The 19,493-nt window shown below is 42.3% G+C and carries 20 protein-coding genes; 5 read left to right on the top strand and 15 right to left on the bottom strand.

Features of this window, described 5'->3' with window-relative positions; genetic code table 11:
* The 8 genes from BUE76_RS24880 to BUE76_RS24860 form a co-directional block, all read right to left on the bottom strand.
* A partial coding sequence (locus BUE76_RS24880) for a hypothetical protein (RefSeq protein ID WP_216820705.1) occupies positions 1–449 on the bottom strand: 449 nt, incomplete at its 3' end.
* A gap of 436 nt (positions 450–885) precedes the next feature.
* A complete protein-coding gene (locus BUE76_RS24875; protein WP_216820704.1) occupies positions 886–1,419 on the bottom strand; it encodes an HsdM family class I SAM-dependent methyltransferase in 534 nt (177 codons plus the stop codon).
* Positions 1,397–1,603 (bottom strand): hypothetical protein, encoded by a 207-nt coding sequence (locus BUE76_RS24870; protein ID WP_216820703.1) that lies wholly within the window; start codon positions 1,601–1,603, stop codon positions 1,397–1,399. Before BUE76_RS24870 ends, BUE76_RS24875 begins: the two co-directional genes overlap by 23 nt.
* 92 nt (positions 1,604–1,695) lie before the next feature.
* The gene (locus tag BUE76_RS24865; RefSeq protein ID WP_073041894.1) at positions 1,696–1,977 is read right to left on the bottom strand and encodes an SAM-dependent DNA methyltransferase; all 282 of its coding nucleotides are present in this window, start codon (positions 1,975–1,977) and stop codon (positions 1,696–1,698) included.
* A 1,285-nt stretch (positions 1,978–3,262) separates the two neighbouring features.
* Positions 3,263–3,760: a hypothetical protein gene (locus tag BUE76_RS22030; RefSeq protein WP_073041899.1), complete on the bottom strand. Its 498-nt coding sequence runs from the start codon at positions 3,758–3,760 to the stop codon at positions 3,263–3,265.
* A gap of 993 nt (positions 3,761–4,753) precedes the next feature.
* Positions 4,754–5,680 (bottom strand): alpha/beta fold hydrolase, encoded by a 927-nt coding sequence (locus BUE76_RS22025; RefSeq protein WP_073041901.1) that lies wholly within the window; start codon positions 5,678–5,680, stop codon positions 4,754–4,756.
* 151 nt (positions 5,681–5,831) lie between these two features.
* A complete protein-coding gene (locus BUE76_RS22020) occupies positions 5,832–6,281 on the bottom strand; it encodes a hypothetical protein (RefSeq protein ID WP_073041903.1) in 450 nt (149 codons plus the stop codon).
* A 400-nt stretch (positions 6,282–6,681) separates the two neighbouring features.
* Complete coding sequence (locus BUE76_RS24860) at positions 6,682–6,984, bottom strand: CBU_0592 family membrane protein (RefSeq protein ID WP_216820702.1); 303 nt, start codon at positions 6,982–6,984, stop codon at positions 6,682–6,684.
* Positions 6,985–7,014: 30 nt separating this feature from the next.
* On the opposite strand from BUE76_RS24860, the gene BUE76_RS22010 reads away from it, so the two are divergent.
* A complete protein-coding gene (locus BUE76_RS22010; RefSeq protein ID WP_073041905.1) occupies positions 7,015–7,920 on the top strand; it encodes a LysR family transcriptional regulator in 906 nt (301 codons plus the stop codon).
* An 85-nt stretch (positions 7,921–8,005) separates the two neighbouring features.
* Here the strand turns inward: BUE76_RS22010 and BUE76_RS22005 are convergent, their stop codons facing one another.
* Entirely contained in the window at positions 8,006–8,338 is a 333-nt protein-coding gene (locus tag BUE76_RS22005) for a hypothetical protein (RefSeq protein ID WP_073041907.1), read from the bottom strand.
* A gap of 208 nt (positions 8,339–8,546) precedes the next feature.
* Here BUE76_RS22005 and BUE76_RS24350 point away from each other — a divergent pair, with 208 nt between their 5' ends.
* On the top strand, positions 8,547–8,807 hold the full coding sequence (locus tag BUE76_RS24350) for a hypothetical protein (protein ID WP_143157253.1): 261 nt from the start codon (positions 8,547–8,549) through the stop codon (positions 8,805–8,807).
* Between the two features lie 1,607 nt (positions 8,808–10,414).
* On the opposite strand, the gene BUE76_RS25500 is transcribed toward BUE76_RS24350, so the two are convergent.
* Positions 10,415–10,585: a transposase gene (locus tag BUE76_RS25500; protein ID WP_394333554.1), complete on the bottom strand. Its 171-nt coding sequence runs from the start codon at positions 10,583–10,585 to the stop codon at positions 10,415–10,417.
* 601 nt (positions 10,586–11,186) lie between these two features.
* A complete protein-coding gene (locus tag BUE76_RS24340; RefSeq protein ID WP_143157254.1) occupies positions 11,187–11,423 on the bottom strand; it encodes a hypothetical protein in 237 nt (78 codons plus the stop codon).
* Between the two features lie 1,173 nt (positions 11,424–12,596).
* Between BUE76_RS24340 and BUE76_RS21990 the strand changes: the two genes are divergently transcribed.
* Positions 12,597–13,028 carry a PAS domain-containing protein gene (locus BUE76_RS21990; RefSeq protein ID WP_216820701.1) on the top strand — a complete coding sequence of 144 codons (432 nt, stop codon included), beginning with the start codon at positions 12,597–12,599 and terminating at the stop codon, positions 13,026–13,028.
* Between the two features lie 97 nt (positions 13,029–13,125).
* Here BUE76_RS21990 and BUE76_RS21985 read toward each other — a convergent pair whose 3' ends face one another.
* The 4 genes from BUE76_RS21985 to BUE76_RS21975 all read right to left on the bottom strand — a co-directional run bounded on the left by BUE76_RS21985 (position 13,126) and on the right by BUE76_RS21975 (position 16,977).
* Positions 13,126–14,292, bottom strand: a complete 1,167-nt coding sequence (locus BUE76_RS21985; protein WP_073041913.1) for a sensor histidine kinase — start codon at positions 14,290–14,292, stop codon at positions 13,126–13,128.
* A gap of 467 nt (positions 14,293–14,759) precedes the next feature.
* Positions 14,760–14,921, bottom strand: a complete 162-nt coding sequence (locus BUE76_RS24605) for a hypothetical protein (protein WP_158070023.1) — start codon at positions 14,919–14,921, stop codon at positions 14,760–14,762.
* 774 nt (positions 14,922–15,695) lie between these two features.
* Positions 15,696–15,848: a hypothetical protein gene (locus BUE76_RS24600; RefSeq protein ID WP_158070022.1), complete on the bottom strand. Its 153-nt coding sequence runs from the start codon at positions 15,846–15,848 to the stop codon at positions 15,696–15,698.
* Between the two features lie 34 nt (positions 15,849–15,882).
* Entirely contained in the window at positions 15,883–16,977 is a 1,095-nt protein-coding gene (locus BUE76_RS21975; protein ID WP_073041918.1) for a PDDEXK nuclease domain-containing protein, read from the bottom strand.
* 692 nt (positions 16,978–17,669) lie between these two features.
* Between BUE76_RS21975 and BUE76_RS21970 the strand changes: the two genes are divergently transcribed.
* Both BUE76_RS21970 and BUE76_RS21965 read left to right on the top strand, forming a co-directional pair.
* Complete coding sequence (locus tag BUE76_RS21970; protein ID WP_073041920.1) at positions 17,670–18,251, top strand: Crp/Fnr family transcriptional regulator; 582 nt, start codon at positions 17,670–17,672, stop codon at positions 18,249–18,251.
* Positions 18,252–18,345: 94 nt separating this feature from the next.
* Positions 18,346–19,227, top strand: coding sequence for an NmrA/HSCARG family protein (locus tag BUE76_RS21965; protein ID WP_073041922.1), 882 nt, complete (start codon positions 18,346–18,348; stop codon positions 19,225–19,227).
* Positions 19,228–19,493 lie beyond the last annotated feature (266 nt).

Below are 19,493 nucleotides of genomic sequence, written 5' to 3'. Positions count from 1 at the left end.
GTATTCTTACTGGTGATATACCGGTAACCATCCAGGTAGATATCACCGCGGAGGTATAAGTCCTTCCAGGCCCTGGATGAGGACCCCAGGTTGTGCAGGTTGGTGGCGCCCGGGAGTAGGCTGGTATTGATGGCCGTGGTGCCCGATAGGTTCGCCAGGTTGGGCTGAACAGACAATGGCTGCCAGCTACCGTCGAAAACATAAAAGCCACGGCTGCCATCGGTTTGAAACACCAGCAGCCCTTGTGCGGGACTTCCGATGGCAGCACGTTGTGCCTTTGTCATACGAGGGAGCAGCACACCCCTGCTGGTAGACCTAATATCCAGGATGGACGAAGCTGCCGGAGTGGTGGTGCCGATACCTACAGCACCAGAGGCTGGAAAACTGTATTGTGAAAATGCGGGGAGGGCAGAAAGTAGCATGGCTACTGCCAACATAGATTTTTGCATATGGCTGGGGTTTAGATGAACGATGGCAATACCGGGCCGGATCAAACATCCTAAGCACGTGCACCAACAGGCACACTAAACCATTACGCGTAACCCATAAGGTGCGTCAAAAAAGCAGGACGGTATCAAGGCTTACCCTTTCCGATACAATATCCAGCAGTTTGAACGTCAGCTTTAACAAGGAACCGGGCTATTGTATCCTACTATCTTGGATGTATTTCACCCACAAACAAAGGTGGGACCATGGGGCTTGTCATAACTGGAAAAGGTTTGAACAGAGCAGGTTGGCACCAGCTGTATCAAACCAAATCAAGGTCTAAACTAGTTGTAACCCTGCGCAGCTACAAGTTCATCATTGACAGATATCATGAAGGTGCAAATAATGGTAAATTGGAGCCGTTCACACCTTCCTTCTGAACAAACTACTTGACGTTTTTCAAATGCACCGCATGGTGTGTGAGTTGCAGCTTTCCAGCAGGTGGCACCGCAAGGCTATAAAGGCATTGTCGGTATTGCTCAGGAAGGTGTTTTTGATTACCACTGCAGCGCAGCCACATGCCTTCAGGCTTTTGATAATGTGCTGGAGAAAAAGGGGGGGCGTTTCGCTGGTCTTGATGTCAAAGTTTTGCTGTACCTCCTTGCGTTCCTTGCCGCCAAAGGGCGGGTTGGCCAGGATGATGTGGTGGCGGTCATTTTCCCGTATATCGCGCAGGTTTTCGGCCTGCGTGTTGGTGTTGATGATATTGGGCGCCTTGATGCCGTGGAGGATCATGTTCATTACGCCAGTGATATTGGCGAGGTTTTTCTTCTCCTTGCCATAATGCGTGCCTTCCTGGAGGGTTTTGAGGTTTGCCGTAGTTCGTTCCATCCGCTTGAATGGGTAGTTGTAGGTCTCGCATAAGAAGCCAGCACTGCCACAGGGGGCGTCATAGGTGGTGTCGCCCATCTTAGGTGCCATTACTTCTATCATGGCGCGGATCAGGGGGCGGGGTGAATAATACTGCCACCGTTGCGGCCCGAACCGCACATGTTCTTGATCTTGGTTTCGTAGGGGGGCTCAGTTCGTGTTTGTCCACCGCGCTGCGAAACACCAGGCCATCGGCCAGTTCAATAACTTCATGGAGGTTATAGCCTCTTTTGATCTTGTTATTCACTTCGCTAAAGATTTCACCGACTTTGTACTCGATGGTCTTGGGGTTGTTGGTACACTGACCAAAGCCTGCGAGAGAGGGGAGAAGCTCCCGGTCTACAAAGCGCACAGGTCGGAGCCGGTCATTGCCTTGTTGTGGTCCACCTTACCATCGGTACCCTTGGGCATGGCCCTGGTACTCCAGCCGTAAGCTTCTTCCAGTATGCAGGTGTAATCCTTGCCTGGCAGGACGGCTTCATCGGCCCGTTCGCTTCCGGGCTCGTCGAGGTAGCGGAGGAAGAGCACCTGGGAGGTTTGTTCTATATATTCGAGATCGCTGCTGGCACCGGCATCCTTCCACAGGATGTCGTTGATATCCCGGAAGGTTTGTTCAAACATGGAGGATGTTTTAGTTTGCCGGGTCTCCCTGGCGGTAACAGGAGAAAAGTACGGGTATCGGGTGATTAGTTCCGGCAAATGCAAGGATGCAGTTTTAAGGGCATTTAATACTGCAATATGGCAGGTTAAGTAAGCGGGGATGGTAGGTGCTCACTGCTGCAATGACCCTGCTATCGAGGCTAATATTGTCTTCAGGGGTGGCGTGCAGTGTTCAATTTTAGTATATAGTACCTCCTTTAATGCTGCTGTTTCATTATAGGATTTGAACAGGTGCAACTACTCGGTAGTGGGCTGCTCCTGTTTGATGGTTAATGTTTTGGTCTAATAATGGAGTTCACCAATAGATAAACCTTTAGCGATATGGCACCAAACGAAGAACTCAAAACCATCACACAAATGAGAGGGGTCGCGTGGTTATTCTCTTTGCTGCCTCCATTTTATGCAGTTCCCGCTCACAATAACCCACTGCATTTATACAATCCGCTTTGATGTTGAACCAGACGGGAAGGGTAAGCATTTGAACGGTGGCGACTGGTTGCCGGTGATCGGGTGGTAATCTGCACTCAAACTGGCCTATGCTACTGGCCAAGGGGCTCGAAAAGAATCCTGTTACCTGAAAGGTCGTGGCAGGTGAGGTGAAGGACGAGAAACGCTTGCCCAGGTCTGCAAGGCGATTAAAGATCAACTGGCTGGGCCACCTCCCGCACCTTTACTTTTCCAAGATCTGCCAGCGCGCATGTTTTTGAGTCAACTGAATATTAAGAAGAAAGGCGGTGGTGGCCCTTTCCTTGAGCAAAGGGCGAAACATTAAACCTTTGCAAAACATGGCACTTGTTGAATACAATTACTGGTAAGCTTACTCTACTAACAATGCAACAATTCCTTTGAAGCATGCCTGGTTAAAACTTCTACCTGGGCAACTAATTGGAAGTATCTATTTACAAGATCTTGTTTACTTGGATGTTCTTTTCTATCCAGCTTTCCATTGCAGGCAATGAGTTCGTGAATAATGTCCTGGTTCTCTTTTTGAAATTGATGAAGTTGCTTTCGGGCAGATAGAAGATTTTCGGGTACTTTTTGGAAGTTATTCATATGTGAATCCAAAAGTAAAATCTTTGATATCACCCGATCGGTCACTTAGGTGAAAACTGTAATAAGTTCGGCCAAAACCCGCTTCTACTCTTTAATAAATACAAAAAGCCTCGGTAAAAACCAGGGCTGAAATAAAAGTTTATTCACCTAAAACCATTTTAAAAGCTTTTACAAGAAAGTCATTCACCTAAAATTACATTCTTAGTCGGGAGTTTTCATCAAGGTATTGATCTACTATTCTACTTCTCCTTTTGATTCCGCCTGAACCGGCCGTTGAAGATCCTGCCAAAGTTAAATGATCACTGCCGGTTGCACCAAATGTGCTATCCTCCTGGCTGATTGCTTCATTTCCAGAACCATGCTCATCTACGTCAATAGCTCCACAATCGTCAAGTATATCGGAAGCTGCCTCTGCAAGATCATTTGAAGAGGCGTGAACAGTAACCAGAGTTACATTGGTTTGCACAATTGTAGAATAACGTTTAGCATCATCACTATCGTGGCCAAACAACTTATTGAAGAGGTCTGTAAACTTGTTGGTATTACGGCCTTCCGAATCTGCTGTGCCATCCAGGTACTCGCCTTTCGAAACATCTACAAATTGCTGGGAAATGCCTTTTTCGTTTAAACACTCAACTGCTTTGTGAGCATCGGCCGGGTCCTTGAAAAATCCAATTACAGTTTGTGCCATAAAAACTCCTTTTGCATATGGTGGGTACTAATTCTATGTATCTCAAAGGTTCAGCCATAACCTGCATTAGTAAGTTATTCTCAGGCGCATAAGGGGAAATGTATAGTTGATTACGATGATTATTTCTATCCGCTCCGAACCTGAGTAACAAAAAAATACCCCTGTTAAAAAACAGGGGTGCTACCCTTGACTAGACTTTATTTATCTGGGCGAAAGTAAATTCCTTCCAGGTGGAAAGCAAAGCCAAGAAGTTATAAATGATTTTTTCAAACATAAGGCCTTCTGTCTAAGTGCATTGATATAGAAAGCCCCGGCTAGAAAACCAGGGAGTGGTTAACCATAAGAAATATGTTAGGAAAAGAACCCCAGCCAAAAAGCCAGGGTTGATATGTTAACAATAAACCTGATGATCAATCAAGTCGGAAACAGCAAGCATCTTGCCAAACAGAGAGCCCCTTTGGAAACAGGGGCCTCAAACAAAATCAATTGATTATGAGATAAAGTGTTGCAAGAATGGCTTACAAGTTCGTTAAAGCAAAGCACCTCAATAGAATGTTAATGGGCTCAGTATTCTTGCTCCTTCATCACCCTTCACGGATTTCCCAGCCCACATGATGTAAAAACAACCCAATACCAGTAAGCAGGGCTAAACAGCGACCTTTTAAAAAGAAGAAGTAGTGATTGTAAATAATTGGGTCCTTGCTGGAGAGCGAGATTGAAGGTGGTGGTATAAAAGTAAAAGGAATCGGATAACTGTTTATACAGTTTTTACACTCAGACCAATGCTCTTTAAGTGTGTTGTTGCTGAACCATGAATATTTTATGCTGCCCGTTATTTAAGGGTTTTTTCTTTGAATATCCAGGAAAGTGCGGTTGCTAATTGCCCCAAAAAGCATTGAAATAAGCGAAGCGTTTTTAAAACAATTCGGTTGCATCCCTCGACCTCAAGATTTGCGGACAAAACCCATGAACTGGGGATAATAACTTGTGGCATCAGCTTTTTGATACATGATTACTGAGGAAAGGAACAACGGCATCATAGAGTTCCGCATTATGCTCCATATACAAAGCATGTCCTCCAGCAATGTATTTCACTTCTTTTGTCCTGAATTGCATTAATTTAGGATGATCTACCCCAATGGTGAAGTCTCTTGTTCCACCAATTATAAGTACGGGAACAGCAATACTTGCTGTTTTAGCACTAAAAGAAACGAAGTACTCTGGAAAGTTCCACACATTCTGTCCCATATCCCAGTGCTTGGCTGCATTTACAGTAATAGCAGAATGGAGCGAATCGTTTTCCTTTTTATCAAAAAACAGTTTGTAACGAATGCCAGCCTGGTCCAGGTGCCAAAAAGAGTTGAAGAAGCGGTCCATCAGTTTTACTGAATCATTCAACAAGTAGGCTACTTCGTTTTGTTTTAGGGAAGGCAACAGCTCAATAGTTTTGCTGATTCCGCTTTTAGCAGAATGAGAGATATCGATGGTGCAGTTAAGGTAAGTCATAGCTTTTACAACCGAAGGATGCTGGTAGGCGTACTCAGTCGCTAAAATACCCCCAAAAGAAAGAGGCATGAGAACCCATCTGTTTATTCCTAATGCCTGACGGACCTCTTCAAAATCCTTCACGACCCTCTTGAGGGAATAATCTTTTTTGGGATCGTTATCTGATTTGCCACACCCATGCTGGTCGAGGTATATCATTTGAACATCCTTTTCGAAAACATTACCGCCTGTGTACTCAAAATAGTCGGAGTTGGAGCCTGGTCCTCCATGAATAAACAGTACAGGCATGCCTTTGCCTGCTCGCTTCACAAATAGCTTTACTGAATCAGACGTAGTAATAAAAGGTGAGTCGGTCTGAGCCTGGGCAAAAGCTGCAATCAACAAAGTAAGGAGAGTGAAAATATTTTTCAGCATGCCTCATATGACGCACGATAAGCAAACGGGTTACAGGAAAATAAAATTTTTGTGAAATGGAAAAAAATAGTGAAACAGGCGCCTGGTATAGGAAACATCAATAATTGGTAGCCGGTGGCTTCAAAGTATCGGAGTCGTTACTATTTAGCAACTACCTTTTTTTAATTAGGTTTTCAACATATGCATCGAAACCATAGCCATGATCAGACCTGTTCTTTTCCCAATAACCTCTTGTATAAGGGTAAGCGTAAAACTTCTTAATTGTTGTGTCCCATGTGTTCCATTCCCTTTCACTCAGCAAGCCATTCTTATGATGATAGTACATTTCGTAAAAGAATGTTCCAACCATGTCAATGTATGAATTAACCGGATCATGCTCGTCCTTTTCATGGATGTATGCCGACAGAAATTTATTAGAAACTTTATGTTCGACTGCCAGGGAATTTATTATATCTAACCTCTGATATAGACTGTTGAATATCTGAGATTTAAAGACTTTATTGTTTTTTCTAAGTTGAATGATTGTAAAAACCATTGTAAAGAGCACTCCGACAGATTGAATGATATTCAGCCAGTCCTGGGTTGTTAAATCTAATTGCATAACTGCCTTTGGTTCGTTAGTAGATTGCCTTTAATAATTTTTTACTAAGGGACAATAAGTGGCAATTACAGCCAAAGCTTGTATTTGCTGTATGCTAATAAATTCGGCACTGAAATTTTGCACATCTAGAATCGGACATACAAGCTCATCAAATCGCCTTTTTGCCAATACGCAAAAAACAAAACAAATTTTGTTTTTGCAATACATTCAAGAAAGCCGGAGGTGATGCAACTGTTGTGAATACAGCTTATTGGCATTAAACAACAGGAAAAAAAGCTTCTGCTTTTAATATACCTGTATAAGAGAGTGGAGTCTTTTGCCCCTCGTTTTTTTATTTGTACAACTCTTAAGCTAATTTCCCTTTAATAGCGGCCGGCTTTTTAACCTTTACAGCAAGGGACTAGAATGCTACCCTAAATAGTGCAACCACTGTCATCAACAACCATATGGAGTTAAGCACCCAGCTTGCATGGGCTTTTTTATACAATGCATAGGTAATCAGGCAGGCACACCCAATAATATTTAGCGTAAGGTACACAACTGATTGGCTTCCAACAATGTTCATACTGTTCAAACTAAATGCAGAAAGTGAAGCAACAGCTCCGGACCACCCCACGCCTTCCATGATATACTTTCTTTGAACCAGCATCTCCTTATTTTTAGCACAAAGTACTGGCGCTGCGAAAGCACCTGCAATGCCCATTTCTCATTGAATAATGCACAAAACGGATTGATGGACTTAGAGCAGATTCGATCTTTTCTGACCCTTGCTCAGGAATTGCATTTTTGGAATGCTTCAGAAAAGCTATTTATTACCCAATCTGCCCTTAGCCGCCAAATCAAAGGGTTGGAGCAAGATCTCGGCATCCAGTTATTTGAGCGGAATAACCGGAATGTGAAGCTTACAAAAGCAGGAACCTTTTTACAGGAGCAATGGACCCGGCTAAGTGAAGAGATAGATCGGGTGCACCGTCAAGCAAAAAACATCCATGAGGGAACATTTGGCCTTCTGAGGGTCGCCTATCCAGGATCGATAGCTTTTGGATTTCTTCCAACATTCATAACTGCAATAGCTAATGAACTTCCTGATGTAAAGTTGGAACTTGTTGAGCCCACGGATGTCAGCTTTGAGCAATTGCTGCTCAACTACCAGCTGGATCTTGCCTTAAGAAGAGATCCGGCCGAAAACCCGGCTTTGCATTCTGTTGTTTTATATTCAGAACATTTTGCGCTCATTGTACCTGAAACCCACCCGCTTAGGGCTGATAATTTTAAGGACTTAACCCAAGTGAAAGATGAACGGTTTATTCTATCCGGCCTTCACCATAAAACGTACTATGTTTCCTGCTTGAGGGAGCTGTTCCGAACTTATGGGTTCAAACCAAACGTGCACATCGAATCAGATTTCGGGGGCATGATTTTAAGTTTGGTAGCAAAAGGCCTTGGCATATCAATAATGCCTAGTTCTTATGCCAGTAATGCTCCTGCAGGAGTCCGGTTTATAAACTTACCCAATCGCACGAACCTTTATGCTGCCTGGCGAAAGGATGACAACAATACTGTTTTGAAGAATGTGACAACTATCCTCCAAACTGTGGCTGAAGGTTTTCAATCGTTTAGCAAGGATTATAATGCTTAGTTGTTTAGCTCCAGGAGAAATCTAATATAGTAATGAGGGGTTTTGAAGCTGGAAGGAAAATAGGGCAAAAGCCCCCTTTTTTGTATCAGCCTCCTTTGCCCAGAAATACAGCGTGCAACGGCAGGAGTTTAAATTTGGTGCGTCTGGGAGATGCAACGAGGGTATTTCTTTCAATTTCCCCCTCAATGTTCATGCCCTGCAGCTCACCTTCATGTTCCGTGATTGTTTTGAAATACTCATGGGCACGAAAAGGATTTTTCTTCCAGCCTGAAGCAGAAAGCTCCTTTTGCAGGTTTTCAGCTGACTGGAAAAAAAGACGGGTTATCAATTGATCTGTAGTGAAAAGAAGCATTTCACGCCCTTTTTCTTCAGTCTGCCCACATCCGCTAAGATCAAGCGCTGGAAGATGTATTACCATTGTTTGGTGTCCTTATCCAGAAATTAGAATGTGGAAAGGACTGCCTTGATAATTTTCATCCTATTGTTGATATAAATCCCTTCCTGCTTTAGCAAGCGTTCTTCAAATATAAAAGTAAGGTTGGTTAAGCTAAAAGGAATTCCCTGCCCCATCATAAAACCATTCTGGCTCAACAAGGTAACAGGTATCAAAACTTCCTGTATGCTTTTTGAAAAGAGTTATTCTTCCCCCTGGTATGAACCTTCATTTGCAAAAATCCAAACTACTGCTATGTTTTGAAGGGAGTTCATCAAGGAATTATTGGCGTTCATCATGGGAAATAGGTTGTAAAAAGAACTCCGGCCAAAAGGCCAGGGATGATGTAATAGAATATAGCCGGATGATCAATTTTAGAATGCGTGCCGCTTATTTTGCCAAACAAAAAGCCCCGGCTGGAAAACAGGGGCAAATACCCTTATTAGTTACCTAAATTATTGGGCAAATATACAATGCCCTTGTAGAAACAAGGGCGATCTTAACCATACTAAACGAGTTATGAAAAGAACCCCAGCAGAATGCCGGGGTGATATGATTATTGATAGCATAAAGATTAACCCGAACAATAATGACAAGCATCTTGCCAATCTAAAAGCCCCGGCAGGAATGCCGGGGCCACATATAAATAGAAAGCAGAAGAGCATCACACATGAAAAAACCTGTAAGGGAAAGGGAGTGCACTATTTGAAAATTTACAGATCATCCTGGTGTTTACCGGGTTAATCAGGGCTGGCGAGAAAATGCACGCCAGCAGTTTGCCTACCTTGCTCAGGAAAAAAATAGAATGCAGGGTCAATAGGTGGTTGTACAGGGTTTTGCCCCCGGTAGGGCTTAGTACCTTGCCCGTGCCGGGGTTTCCATACAAAGAATAAAGGCAGTGTTGCGGTTCCTGACGAGGTGCCTTGGCGATTAAAGGTTTTATTAAAACAATCTTCAACAGGTAAAAAAGTATTAACAGATTAGCACCACCATGGCAATTACCACGTAGTTTTTCTTGGTGTGCATTAGTCGTTTTTCAGCACATAAAGTAAAAGGCCGGATAGAAATCCAGCCACGCGAAAATCCAATATCCTATGAAAAACCAGGGCAATAAATAAAAATCTGGTGCCACATCAATTTCTGCTTTTTATCTTGAATCTCTGCTGTATTTGTATATAAATATACACGCGCATTTTTTATAATACATAAGCGTTGTTCTTTTTCAAGCGCTATGAATGCACTATTGGCGCTGTACAAAATGCAGGCAATTACCAATACTAATTGATGAGTTTTGGTCTACTTTTAGCTCTTACTGACCTATGCTTGCCAATAATATAACAGACTTCCTCCATTTGCCTCCAAAACAGCAGGTACACCTTATTGAGTGTGTAGGCATCCGACTAGGGCTATTAAGGTATGCCAACGGCTATACTTTAGAACTTATCTCCATGCAGAATTTTTATACGGAAGTGTGGGTTGACAAAGAACAAAAGATCCTGCGCAACCTGCATGCATTTACTGATACTTTATACCTTGATCCCTATCTGGAATTGATCGATATAGAGTCACTCTTATGTGCGTTGTAACATGGGGGTAAGGTGCCATGATTTTTATTCCGGAGTACTGCGCTGCTGTCATAAAAAGGAGACCTGCCAGGAATTGTAAGCACCCCTACGCACAAAAAGTTTTAGATCAGAGTAGATTCCTTAGTTTACACGTTACCTATCCATTCTACAGGTGTCTGCATGTTCAGCATTTTATAAAGCCCGAATCCGCGAGACATAAATTCAGGTCCCTTGTCCACCCTTGCGGTTGCAGGTTTGCCGTGCATGTCAATGGCTCGGTTCAGGGTTTATATAACGCGTTTGGATGAAAGTGAAATGTCAATTTCGGTTACCTGCGCTTCTCTTGTGCAGTCATTTATCACATTGAAGGTGCGGAACTTTCTGCCACCAACCATGCTAACACGCATGAATCTATGGAACTTGTTTCGGAGGATCTAATTGTCCATGGCCAGGTTGGCAAACATGCGCTTGAGATTTGCGTTCTCTTCTTCCTGTTCTATAAGCCGCTTGACTTCAGATGCCTCCACATCCCGACCTTACTTTTCCAGTTGTAAAACGTCGCCTTGGAAACAGAATACAGCCGGCAAACCTCTTTGGTGGTGAGGTCCCCTTCCTGTTGCTCCTTGGCAACAACCCTGGTTTCGGTAAATCGTGTTTGCTTCTCGATAGCAATTTCTGAATTTGAGTATAAAACTCTTATTCAAAACAGTCCGCTTTTTCGGGGTACTTACATACCCTTGACTAAGTTTTTCAAAATCAGTGTAAACATTAATATCTTATACAAGTAAAGGAGCGCATTAAAACCATAGATGATTTTATTAACCATCACATTTTAAGTTCAAAAATTTTCTTGTTAAAAAAAGCCCCGGTAGAAACCAGGGCTGCATTTAGATTACTTGCTTTTGAGAATATGCAAAGTAAGTTAAACCTAAAGGAATTTGGGTGTGCAATCGATTTACCCGTGCAAAGGGTAACAAGTTAAAGCCCCAGCTAGAAAGCTGGGGCGCAAGTAGAGTTCCTTACATTAAACACAGGTATAAGTATACAACAAGTTTGCCGTTGTTTAAAGTCCAAACAAGAAAGCAGAACAGCTAAATTCAAGGGAGGCAATCCAGTTGATATGGAAAACAGATTATTAAAAAATATAACTCAAAAGCTCAATTACATAACAGGGGATGTCTGCTCCAGGAAGCCCCAATTAGTTCATGCGCTAAGCGCACTAATTGGATGATTGGAATTTCATGGTAAACAATACTGTATTGAAAAGATTAGACCTTAATTGGTTTCTCTTTTATTACTGTTCCCATAGAACGAGATAACTCTAAAAGCTTAGTTTGGTACAATTCAGTTATTTCATGGGGTAACAAACCAATAGACACATGATCTAACTCTTCATGGATAGATGCAAGTTTATCTTTCAGACTATTTGGAAGTATATCTGCATGTTTTGATTGAAATTCAACCAGCTCAGTTCTTAATGTTTCAATGGTTTGCAAGGGTTTCATGGTATAATTACTAACATTAGATAGTAAAACTACTCAACATCAAAATAATATACGGTCACATTCAGCCAGAATTATATACAATTAATGAATTATTTACTCTGGGTTTGAAGGTATTCTCTTAGCCAATAGCCAATGCCAAACAGCGGAGATCAGGAATATTAAACAGGTTAATCACAACTGGTAATTACCCCAATGATAGCCCCCATAGAAATGGGGGCTTGCAGTCTAAAAAACTTTATAGGGCCGTAAAAATCCAAATTTATCAGACTGCGGAAATCACTTGAAGAGGTAGTAAAAATGATTTTTGATCCTAAGTAGTAATGCATACGTTGACATCAAGCTTTATACCTATTGAAATAAGTGTAAGTTTTTTATGTAACTCCTAAACTTTCTTTTTTTGCCACGCCTTTCAGGTGGTGTTTATGCTCAGATAGATTTTAATAGTCCCTCTTTGATGATCCATCTGGCAGTTAAGGTCAAGCATCTCGTTCGGAAAGCCCTAGGAAAAAATAGGCAGAGCGTGTAAAGTTTCTGGTTCCGCTTGTTCATTGATGGATGTTGCCCCTTGATTTTAGTTTTGGGGGGTAGTGGCTCATTCTTTTTCTCATACTGGCCGATTACCTCATTTGAAACCCTCCATTGCCAGTTGCGACAGGCCTTTGCCGTCCAGTAGGGCTACATACTTAGCATGGGCGCTCACTATTTAACCAACTGAATAAGCTGAAGAAAGGTTAAAAGTAGGAGCAGCCTGGAAGACAGGTCAAAAAAATAGGCCCCGGTAGAAACCAGGGCCGCAACCAAAACTAACTGCTTAAATGAATAAGCACAGCAAAGTTAGATTTTAAACACTTAAATGTGTACTTACTACATGTTAATTATAATAAATACTGCTTCCTTGTCGGAAAGTTCCAGCCTGTCCACATTTACCATTATTGTTTTTCTATTGGGTAGCATAGGTCGGAGGTATATTTCAGCTCCTTATTGCCCGAAAGCCAAATACTTCCTTTGCCTCCACTTAAGTATGCTTTTCCTATGTTGATACTTCATTTTTACACAAATGCAACGAGCCTTGTAATTATTGAAATGCCAAAGCACATCAATAGCTCCTGTGGTTCAGGTTTTGTATAATGCTTGAATACTGTCTAACAGGATAGGCCAATAAGTTTAAAAATTTTGAACAAAAAAAAGCGTAAACAGGCAGGCACTTATAATTTATCAATGGAAAAGAAGGAGAAACTTGAACTTTTGCACAAGCAGATGATAAAGGAGGTGCAGGACTATGCGATTATACTTATGGATTTAGATGGAACCATTCTTTCTTGGAACAGAGGAGCTGAAATAATCAAGGGATACAAGCCGGAAGAGATCATAGATCAAAACTTCAGGCTATTTTACCTGCCTAAACACAGGCAGGAATTGTTGCCTGAACAACTTCTTGAGCAAGCAAGAAAAGAAGGAAGAGCTAAACATATTGGCATGAGAGTAAGGAAAAACGGCACCACTTTCTGGGGAAGCATACTGATCACGGCACTTCACGATGAAGAAGGTCATGTTGTTGGTTATACTAAACTTACCAAGGAGCTTGACAAAAATGAGATCAGTTAAGCATTGGAAGCATTAATCCTGTTGTAAATGATAAGGGCCCCGGTGAAAACCAGGGCCTTTATAACAATGCAATGATCAAAAAATAAGCTACACCTGATCAATTATTGGATATTTGTGTCAGTGGAATCTGAACCTTTAGCGTGGAAGTTTTAAGGCCAACACGCTCCAGGAATGCAGTTCCTAACAACATTTCACATCTGTGTTTAATGCTGTTATATACTATCATCCTCTTCCCGGTAAGATAATTTTGGTCGCCATCTGCAGTAATCTGTAAATCCAGGTTTAATCCAATATTGATCTGAATATAAATTTTTTGAATTATCCCCTCCACCTGTTCATATGAATGCAGGTGATCCATTATTATGCGGAACAAATGGGAAAGCTTTTCGGGATTCAGTTTGTCCAGATCTCCATTACACTTAAAAGTCACTATGCTTCCTGAATTATCTGAAAATTCTTCCAATAACAGCTTTAACTTTTCTTCACTTCCCACATTCAGACTATCCGTAGGACTGATGGCATTGGAAAGCTGGCGAAGATTACCCAGTACATTATCAAGAATCCGCTCAACCCTACTTATTACATCCTCCTTGCTAAGAGGTAATGTGCCTGAAAGCTTAAGGATATGTAAAGCTGCTGTAACGGATTGTGCCAGATTCTCATGAAGCTCATTACCTATTAACTCGTTTTCCTCTTGCTGTTGTCTGATTTGGTATTGAAGCGTATGTTTTTCTAATTGAAGAGCCTGTTTGGTTTGGAAAAACACTTGCCGGGCCCTCCTCTTAAGTTCAAGTAGTTTTGAGGCTTGAAGGGCAATTGCATTCAGGGCTTTACACTGGGATTCTGTCAACTGCCTGGGCTTCTTGTCTACAGCACATACAGTACCCAATGCATGACCGGATGGAGAGTAGATTGGAGCGCCTGCATAGAACCGGATACCCTCAACCCCTTTTACAAATGGTTGGTTGCTGAACCGATTGTCACTTGTCAAATCTTCAATTACCATCAACTCACCATGTACAATGGTATGGGCACATACAGCTTCAGCTCTAGGTGTTTGTTTAACTTGAATTCCTTTTTTCGCTTTGAACCATTGCCTTTCTTTATCTATAATACTGATGACAGAGGTAGGACAGCCAGTTACAAAAGCTGCAAGTTCCACCAAACTGTTGTACTCTTCTTCCTCCGGTGTATCAAGAATGTCGAGGCTATAGAGTTCTTCTAACCGCTCTTTTTCATTTACAGGTAAAGGATACGAATACATAAGGGTTTTTATTTAGGGCATTGCTCCATTAAAAAATGGAATTGGACTATTGCGTGCTGCTGAAAACAGTACGCTGCTTACCAAGAGGTAAGTTGTTATGGGACAATTCATACAAAGGAAACAACTTATAAATTGCCTCAGAATCTTATTTGCGACGGTTACAGGTTTTTAACCATCCTTCCTAAATATAATTCCTTAATGAGGCTTATGTGATGGTGCTACAACCTAATTGAGCTCCTATGTAGAGGAACGACAATGTTCCTGGTGTTTATAAAATCGCCAAATTTTGAGGCATTACAGGAATATATTTATTACAGTTATTGTAATAGGAGGGGTAGCCTGGCTTACCGCCTGCACTTTTCAAACCGAAGGGTGTGGCTGTTATTGAGTACTTGCCCCGTTTAACCTGCCATGAATAATATCGGCCTTTGTTATTCTCTGCAGCCTGGGCAAACGGTTGGATGCTTTCAATGCGAATGGCTGGACGGGCGCACCAGGCGAAAGATGGTGGTGTCCTTGTTTTGGAGGATGGCCCATGCTGCAAAAAGCGAGCGGGACCTGCTGCACTCCTGTTTGCGCTGAATCTCCCTGGACAGGCGCATCAGGCGGGATAAAGTCGCTGCTTTCAAGTTTGCTGGTTTGGGGTTTGAAGGCTTGCTTTTAAAAGAAAAAACCGGAAAAAAAGAAAGCAGGAGGGCAGGCAGCCTGCCATCAGCAATAAGGAAGCGGAATAAATCATTGGAAGGGTAAGGGGAACCTTGTTGATAATGGTTGTGTCGGCTGTGGTGAGTAGGAGGGTGCTGGCGTTTTATGCCGCAGTCTTTTTGCGCATTACCGTACAACAGGGGTGCAGGCTGCTACCTTCGCGCCGCTTTTGTCCGGTGTCTTTTAAAAGCAGGTTTGCTGTTCTATTCTTGGAAAAGTATTAACAGAGAAAGAACCCTGAATGGAGCGTCGCAACAATAGCTTGATGCAGGTGTTATATGCTAATAGGCACAAAAAGATCCTCTTTATTTTTTGGATACATGCAAATGTGTATGTTGAATGCAAGATAAATAAGGTATTTTTTTTGTTGTAATGCTAAAAAAATTAGTATTGCTAATGCGTTTTGATGTAGCGGTTCAGCACGGAGCTTACCGATACCGCTTTAAAGTGGAGCAGTGAAAACCCCTAAAAGGGTTTGAATTGTTCATCCTTACCGGTGGCGGTAAAAAGGTAGTGCTGCAATCTAACAGGCCCATGCTGCTGGCCCGGGGGCTGAAGCAATAGCCTGTTTACAGGAAAGTAGTGGAAGGAGAAGTAAAGGACCATACAGCACTTCATAAAGTTACCTTGGCAATAGAACGATACCTGAAGGAGCAGGAGGTGGCAATGCAACCCGATATGCCAATGGAAAAGAAAGCTTACAGCCCTCCTGCCTTCAAAGAGCAGGAAGCAAAAAGCTCAGAGCCAGCCTCCCATGCCATGGAATGAAAGGAAAAGTAATTGAGACTGGTATATCGACCCAGTTGCGAAATGGGCTGTGCATCGCCATCAACACCGGCGTCTTTGCGCATGATGTCCTGGATGGATTTTATGGTGCTCGATCAATTACTCATGGTGTGTTTGCTTATAGTGGGTCAGTTCGCGTTCTACTTCTTTCTTCAGTTCTTCTTCGGAGGGCAGGTAGATCTTGTATTTGGAGGCAAACAGTTGTTTGCTGTCTTTGAGTACGGAGTATTTCACCACCGTTTCATTCTTTTCCGAACAGAGAATGATGCCAATGGTGGGATTGTCGGAAGCCGTTTTCATATTATCCTCAAACCAGCGTACATAAAAGTCCATCTGGCCAATGTCGCCATGGGTAAGCTTTCCCAGTTTCAGGTCGATAAGTACAAAGCATTTGAGGATATAGTTGTAAAAGACCAGGTCCACAAAGAAATGCTCGCCATCGGCGGAGATGCGCTTTTGCTGGGCCACAAACGAAAAGCCCTTGCCCAGTTCCAGCAGAAACTGTTGCAGCTTTTGGATGATGGCGGCTTCAAGATCCTTTTCCAGGAAGCCGGTTTCCGAAGGCAGGTTCAGGAACTCCAACACGTAGGGGTCTTTGATGAAATCCTCTGGACTGGCTGCAAGGACGCTGGTATGTTGGCCTGCTTCTTCCTGCAGTGGCCTGGGGTTTTGGGTAGCTATAATGCGGTCGTAATAAAAGCTGTTGATCTGCCTTTCCAGGGCACGGGAACTCCAGTTCTGTGCAATGGTTTCGGCCATGTAGTACCGGCGGGCGGCTTCGTTGTCTACCCGCATCAGCAGGCGGTAGTGGGTCCAGCTTAATTCCGGACGCAGTGCGTAGGAATTTTTGGAAGGTGGGTCACTCGCTGCGTGGCTTTTTTCATTATTTAAATTCCTACGCACTGCGTAGGAATTTTCGGGAAAGGCCTGGTAAAATTTCCGGAAGTTCTCCAGGTTAGCTACAGTAAAGCCTTTCCCGAAGTCTGCTGTCAGTTGTTTAGCAAGCTCCTTCAACAGACCAGTACCATAAGCCGCCCTTTCCGATCCACCCTGATCGTGTTCTACAATGCGTTGGCCTATTTCCCAATAAGCCACCACCATGGCAAAGTTCACCGCACGGTAAGCCGATTGCCGGGCTTCCTGCAGGATTGTTTTGATGTCGTGGTATAAACTATTGTTTGCTGCGGGGTTCATCGTTAATTAGGATACCATTTTAAGTCATCAGATATTGAAGGAAGTGCTGCGAATAAAGGTAGTACAGCCTTCAGGGGTTCTATCATATTTGCTCATGTCACCATTCCCACCACTTTTGTCAAATGTCTGAAGGTAGCTGGAGATACCGAAACAAGTTTTGGCCACTTTAAGGCTTTGGTAGGTAATTGATTATGAGCTAACAAAATAGAAAGGACTATTGAGGTGATACTGGATGTATTTCAAAATGGAAAATTTAGAATGTCATAGTAAGCTTTGATGTTATATTTTCTCAATTTTGCCTATAAAGCTTTATAGTAGATCCTTTTTGCAGGACTAGGAGCCCTGTAAATGAGATTTCCTTATAACACTCGACATGGAGCTTTACAATTTTAGGTAAAAGCAAATACCTTTCCTTCCAAGAGACTAATACAAGATTATACCCATCATTGATATATTTGAGTTGAACATCTCGCTTTATTTGATATTAAAAGCTAATGTATTTTGGAGCAAGCGGTTGCGTATATTAACGTGTTATGGGCTATTGTTAATTGGCACAGACAGCTAAGTTCAAAGCGGAAAAAGGAAAAGGGCAAATCGTTAAACTATCGCTATTTTGCTGTTGTCGTTAATTGAATCTGAGGTTTTCATATGCCACATCATCCAAACACGTCCTCGTTGTAGCAAATTTAAAAATGGCGGCTAAAACATTAATAAAATACTTCGAAAACCTTCTTCCTTTAGAAGAAGAAGAAAAGGCTGTCGTGGAAGAGGCTTTTAGTGAACGACAGATCAAACGAAAACAATTTATCCTACAAGAAGGCGATATCTGTAAACACCACACATTCGTAGTTCAAGGATGTTTTAGAATGTATATGGTAGATGAGAAAGGTAAGGAGCATAACTTGCAATTTGCTATTGAAAATTGGTGGATTACAGATATTGGCAGCTTTTATTCAGAGGAGCCAAGTAGATTATACATTGAGGCTTTAGAGCCTTCAATAGTACTTCAACTTAAAAAAGAGGACCAGCTCAAACTCTTTGATAATAATCTCAAATTCAACCAAATATTTAGGTCCCTGACAGAAAAAGCCCTGGTAAGTGCTCATCGGAGAATACTCGAAATTATCAGTTCCACCGCAGAGGAGCGTTATTTGGATTTTTTGAAAAGGTATCCCTACTTCTTCAATCGCATTTCTAACGTCCAAATTGCATCTTACCTTGGTGTAACGCCAGAGTTTCTTAGTACCATCCGAAAGAAGATCGTTAGATATTAAGCTACATTAAGGTTATTTCTTAAACTACCTTATAGGTTATTCAGATTCACCACTTCCATCTTTGTAGCACAGTAGATCTTTAAAAATAATTGAGATGGAAAAGAAAATCATTGCGGTTGTCGGAGCCTCTGGTCTTCAAGGAAGTGGAGTGGTAAATGCTTTAAAAAAGGAGGGCTCTTTCAACGTTCGGGCAATTACCAGAAATCCAAGTAAATACCAAGGCAAGGCTGATGAAGTAGTACAAGCGGACCTAATGGATCTTGCATCAATGATCAACGCTTTCAAAGGTGCTCATGGGGTGTTTGTGGTAACTAATTTCTGGGAAGGAGCAGATGAAGTAGCACAAGGGAAGATAGCGGTCGAAGCGGCAAAAAAAGTTAAAGTGAATCACTTTGTTTGGTCAACTTTACCAAACGTAGAAGAAATTAGTAAGGGTCGTTTTGATGTTCCTCAGTTTACAGGAAAGGCCAAAGTTGACGAAGTGGTAAAAAATGCAGGATTTGCCAATTATACATTCGTTCAGCCCCCATGTTATTTTCAAAACTTCAAAGGGCAATTAGCACCACAAAAGCAGCCTGACGGTTCCGTTGGCTGGACGCTACCCATCGATCCAACTAAAAAATCCATTCATATGGCAGATATAAACGACTTGGGTAAAGTCGTTGCAGGTGCATACTTACATCCAGCCAAAGTAGGAAGTGGAAGTTATTTATCGTTATCCGCTGCATTATACAGCTTCAACGATATTTTGGAAGATTTTAAAGCTAATGGAAAAGATTATAGCTTTCACTATGTTCCGGCGGAAGTGTTTTCTAGTTTCTTTGAAGGAGCCGCAGGAGTTGCTCAGTTGCTGGCTTACTATGAATCCTATACCTACATGGGGCCCAATTCTGAAGATCAAATTAGAATGGCTAAGGAAATCGCAACGGAGCCATTTGTCTCATTCAATGAATGGATAAAATTAAATATGCTTTGAAAATAGGCGACCTTTCAGCAGTGCTGGTCATTACAATCTTTCTCCCTTCGCTTTAGACTGCATTATTGTTCTTCAAAGGCAAAAAGGAGGAAAGAACTTCGTATTCGAATAACGAGGGCAAGGTAGGGGAAGCCCTTTATGTTCAAGCATTCGTTCCATTTAATCGGAATACAGTATCGGCTCACTAAACAACAAGGTGTAAAGAGTAATATAGGGTTAGTAGACAGGCAGCGCGAGCTATGGAAAAAACGAAGTGCAAAACGGGT

This window comes from Cnuella takakiae (assembly GCF_001953305.1).
Taxonomy (GTDB): domain Bacteria; phylum Bacteroidota; class Bacteroidia; order Chitinophagales; family Chitinophagaceae; genus Flavisolibacter; species Flavisolibacter takakiae.
This window is presented reverse-complemented; position numbering and strand designations above follow the sequence as displayed.

Bases quoted from the DNA above. Each gene is read 5' to 3' on its own strand.
- BUE76_RS24875 (WP_216820704.1), bottom strand. From the start codon at position 1,419: ATGATAGAAGTAATGGCACCTAAGATGGGCGACACCACCTATGACGCC.
- BUE76_RS24865 (WP_073041894.1), bottom strand. From the start codon at position 1,977: ATGTTTGAACAAACCTTCCGGGATATCAACGACATCCTGTGGAAGGAT.
- BUE76_RS22030 (WP_073041899.1), bottom strand. From the start codon at position 3,760: ATGGCACAAACTGTAATTGGATTTTTCAAGGACCCGGCCGATGCTCAC.
- BUE76_RS22025 (WP_073041901.1), bottom strand. From the start codon at position 5,680: ATGCTGAAAAATATTTTCACTCTCCTTACTTTGTTGATTGCAGCTTTT.
- BUE76_RS22020 (WP_073041903.1), bottom strand. From the start codon at position 6,281: ATGCAATTAGATTTAACAACCCAGGACTGGCTGAATATCATTCAATCT.
- BUE76_RS24860 (WP_216820702.1), bottom strand. From the start codon at position 6,984: ATGGGCATTGCAGGTGCTTTCGCAGCGCCAGTACTTTGTGCTAAAAAT.
- BUE76_RS22010 (WP_073041905.1), top strand. From the start codon at position 7,015: ATGGACTTAGAGCAGATTCGATCTTTTCTGACCCTTGCTCAGGAATTG.
- BUE76_RS22005 (WP_073041907.1), bottom strand. From the start codon at position 8,338: ATGGTAATACATCTTCCAGCGCTTGATCTTAGCGGATGTGGGCAGACT.
- BUE76_RS24340 (WP_143157254.1), bottom strand. From the start codon at position 11,423: ATGAAACCCTTGCAAACCATTGAAACATTAAGAACTGAGCTGGTTGAA.
- BUE76_RS21985 (WP_073041913.1), bottom strand. From the start codon at position 14,292: ATGTATTCGTATCCTTTACCTGTAAATGAAAAAGAGCGGTTAGAAGAA.
- BUE76_RS24600 (WP_158070022.1), bottom strand. From the start codon at position 15,848: ATGCGCAAAGACGCCGGTGTTGATGGCGATGCACAGCCCATTTCGCAA.
- BUE76_RS21975 (WP_073041918.1), bottom strand. From the start codon at position 16,977: ATGAACCCCGCAGCAAACAATAGTTTATACCACGACATCAAAACAATC.
- BUE76_RS21970 (WP_073041920.1), top strand. From the start codon at position 17,670: ATGGCGGCTAAAACATTAATAAAATACTTCGAAAACCTTCTTCCTTTA.
- BUE76_RS21965 (WP_073041922.1), top strand. From the start codon at position 18,346: ATGGAAAAGAAAATCATTGCGGTTGTCGGAGCCTCTGGTCTTCAAGGA.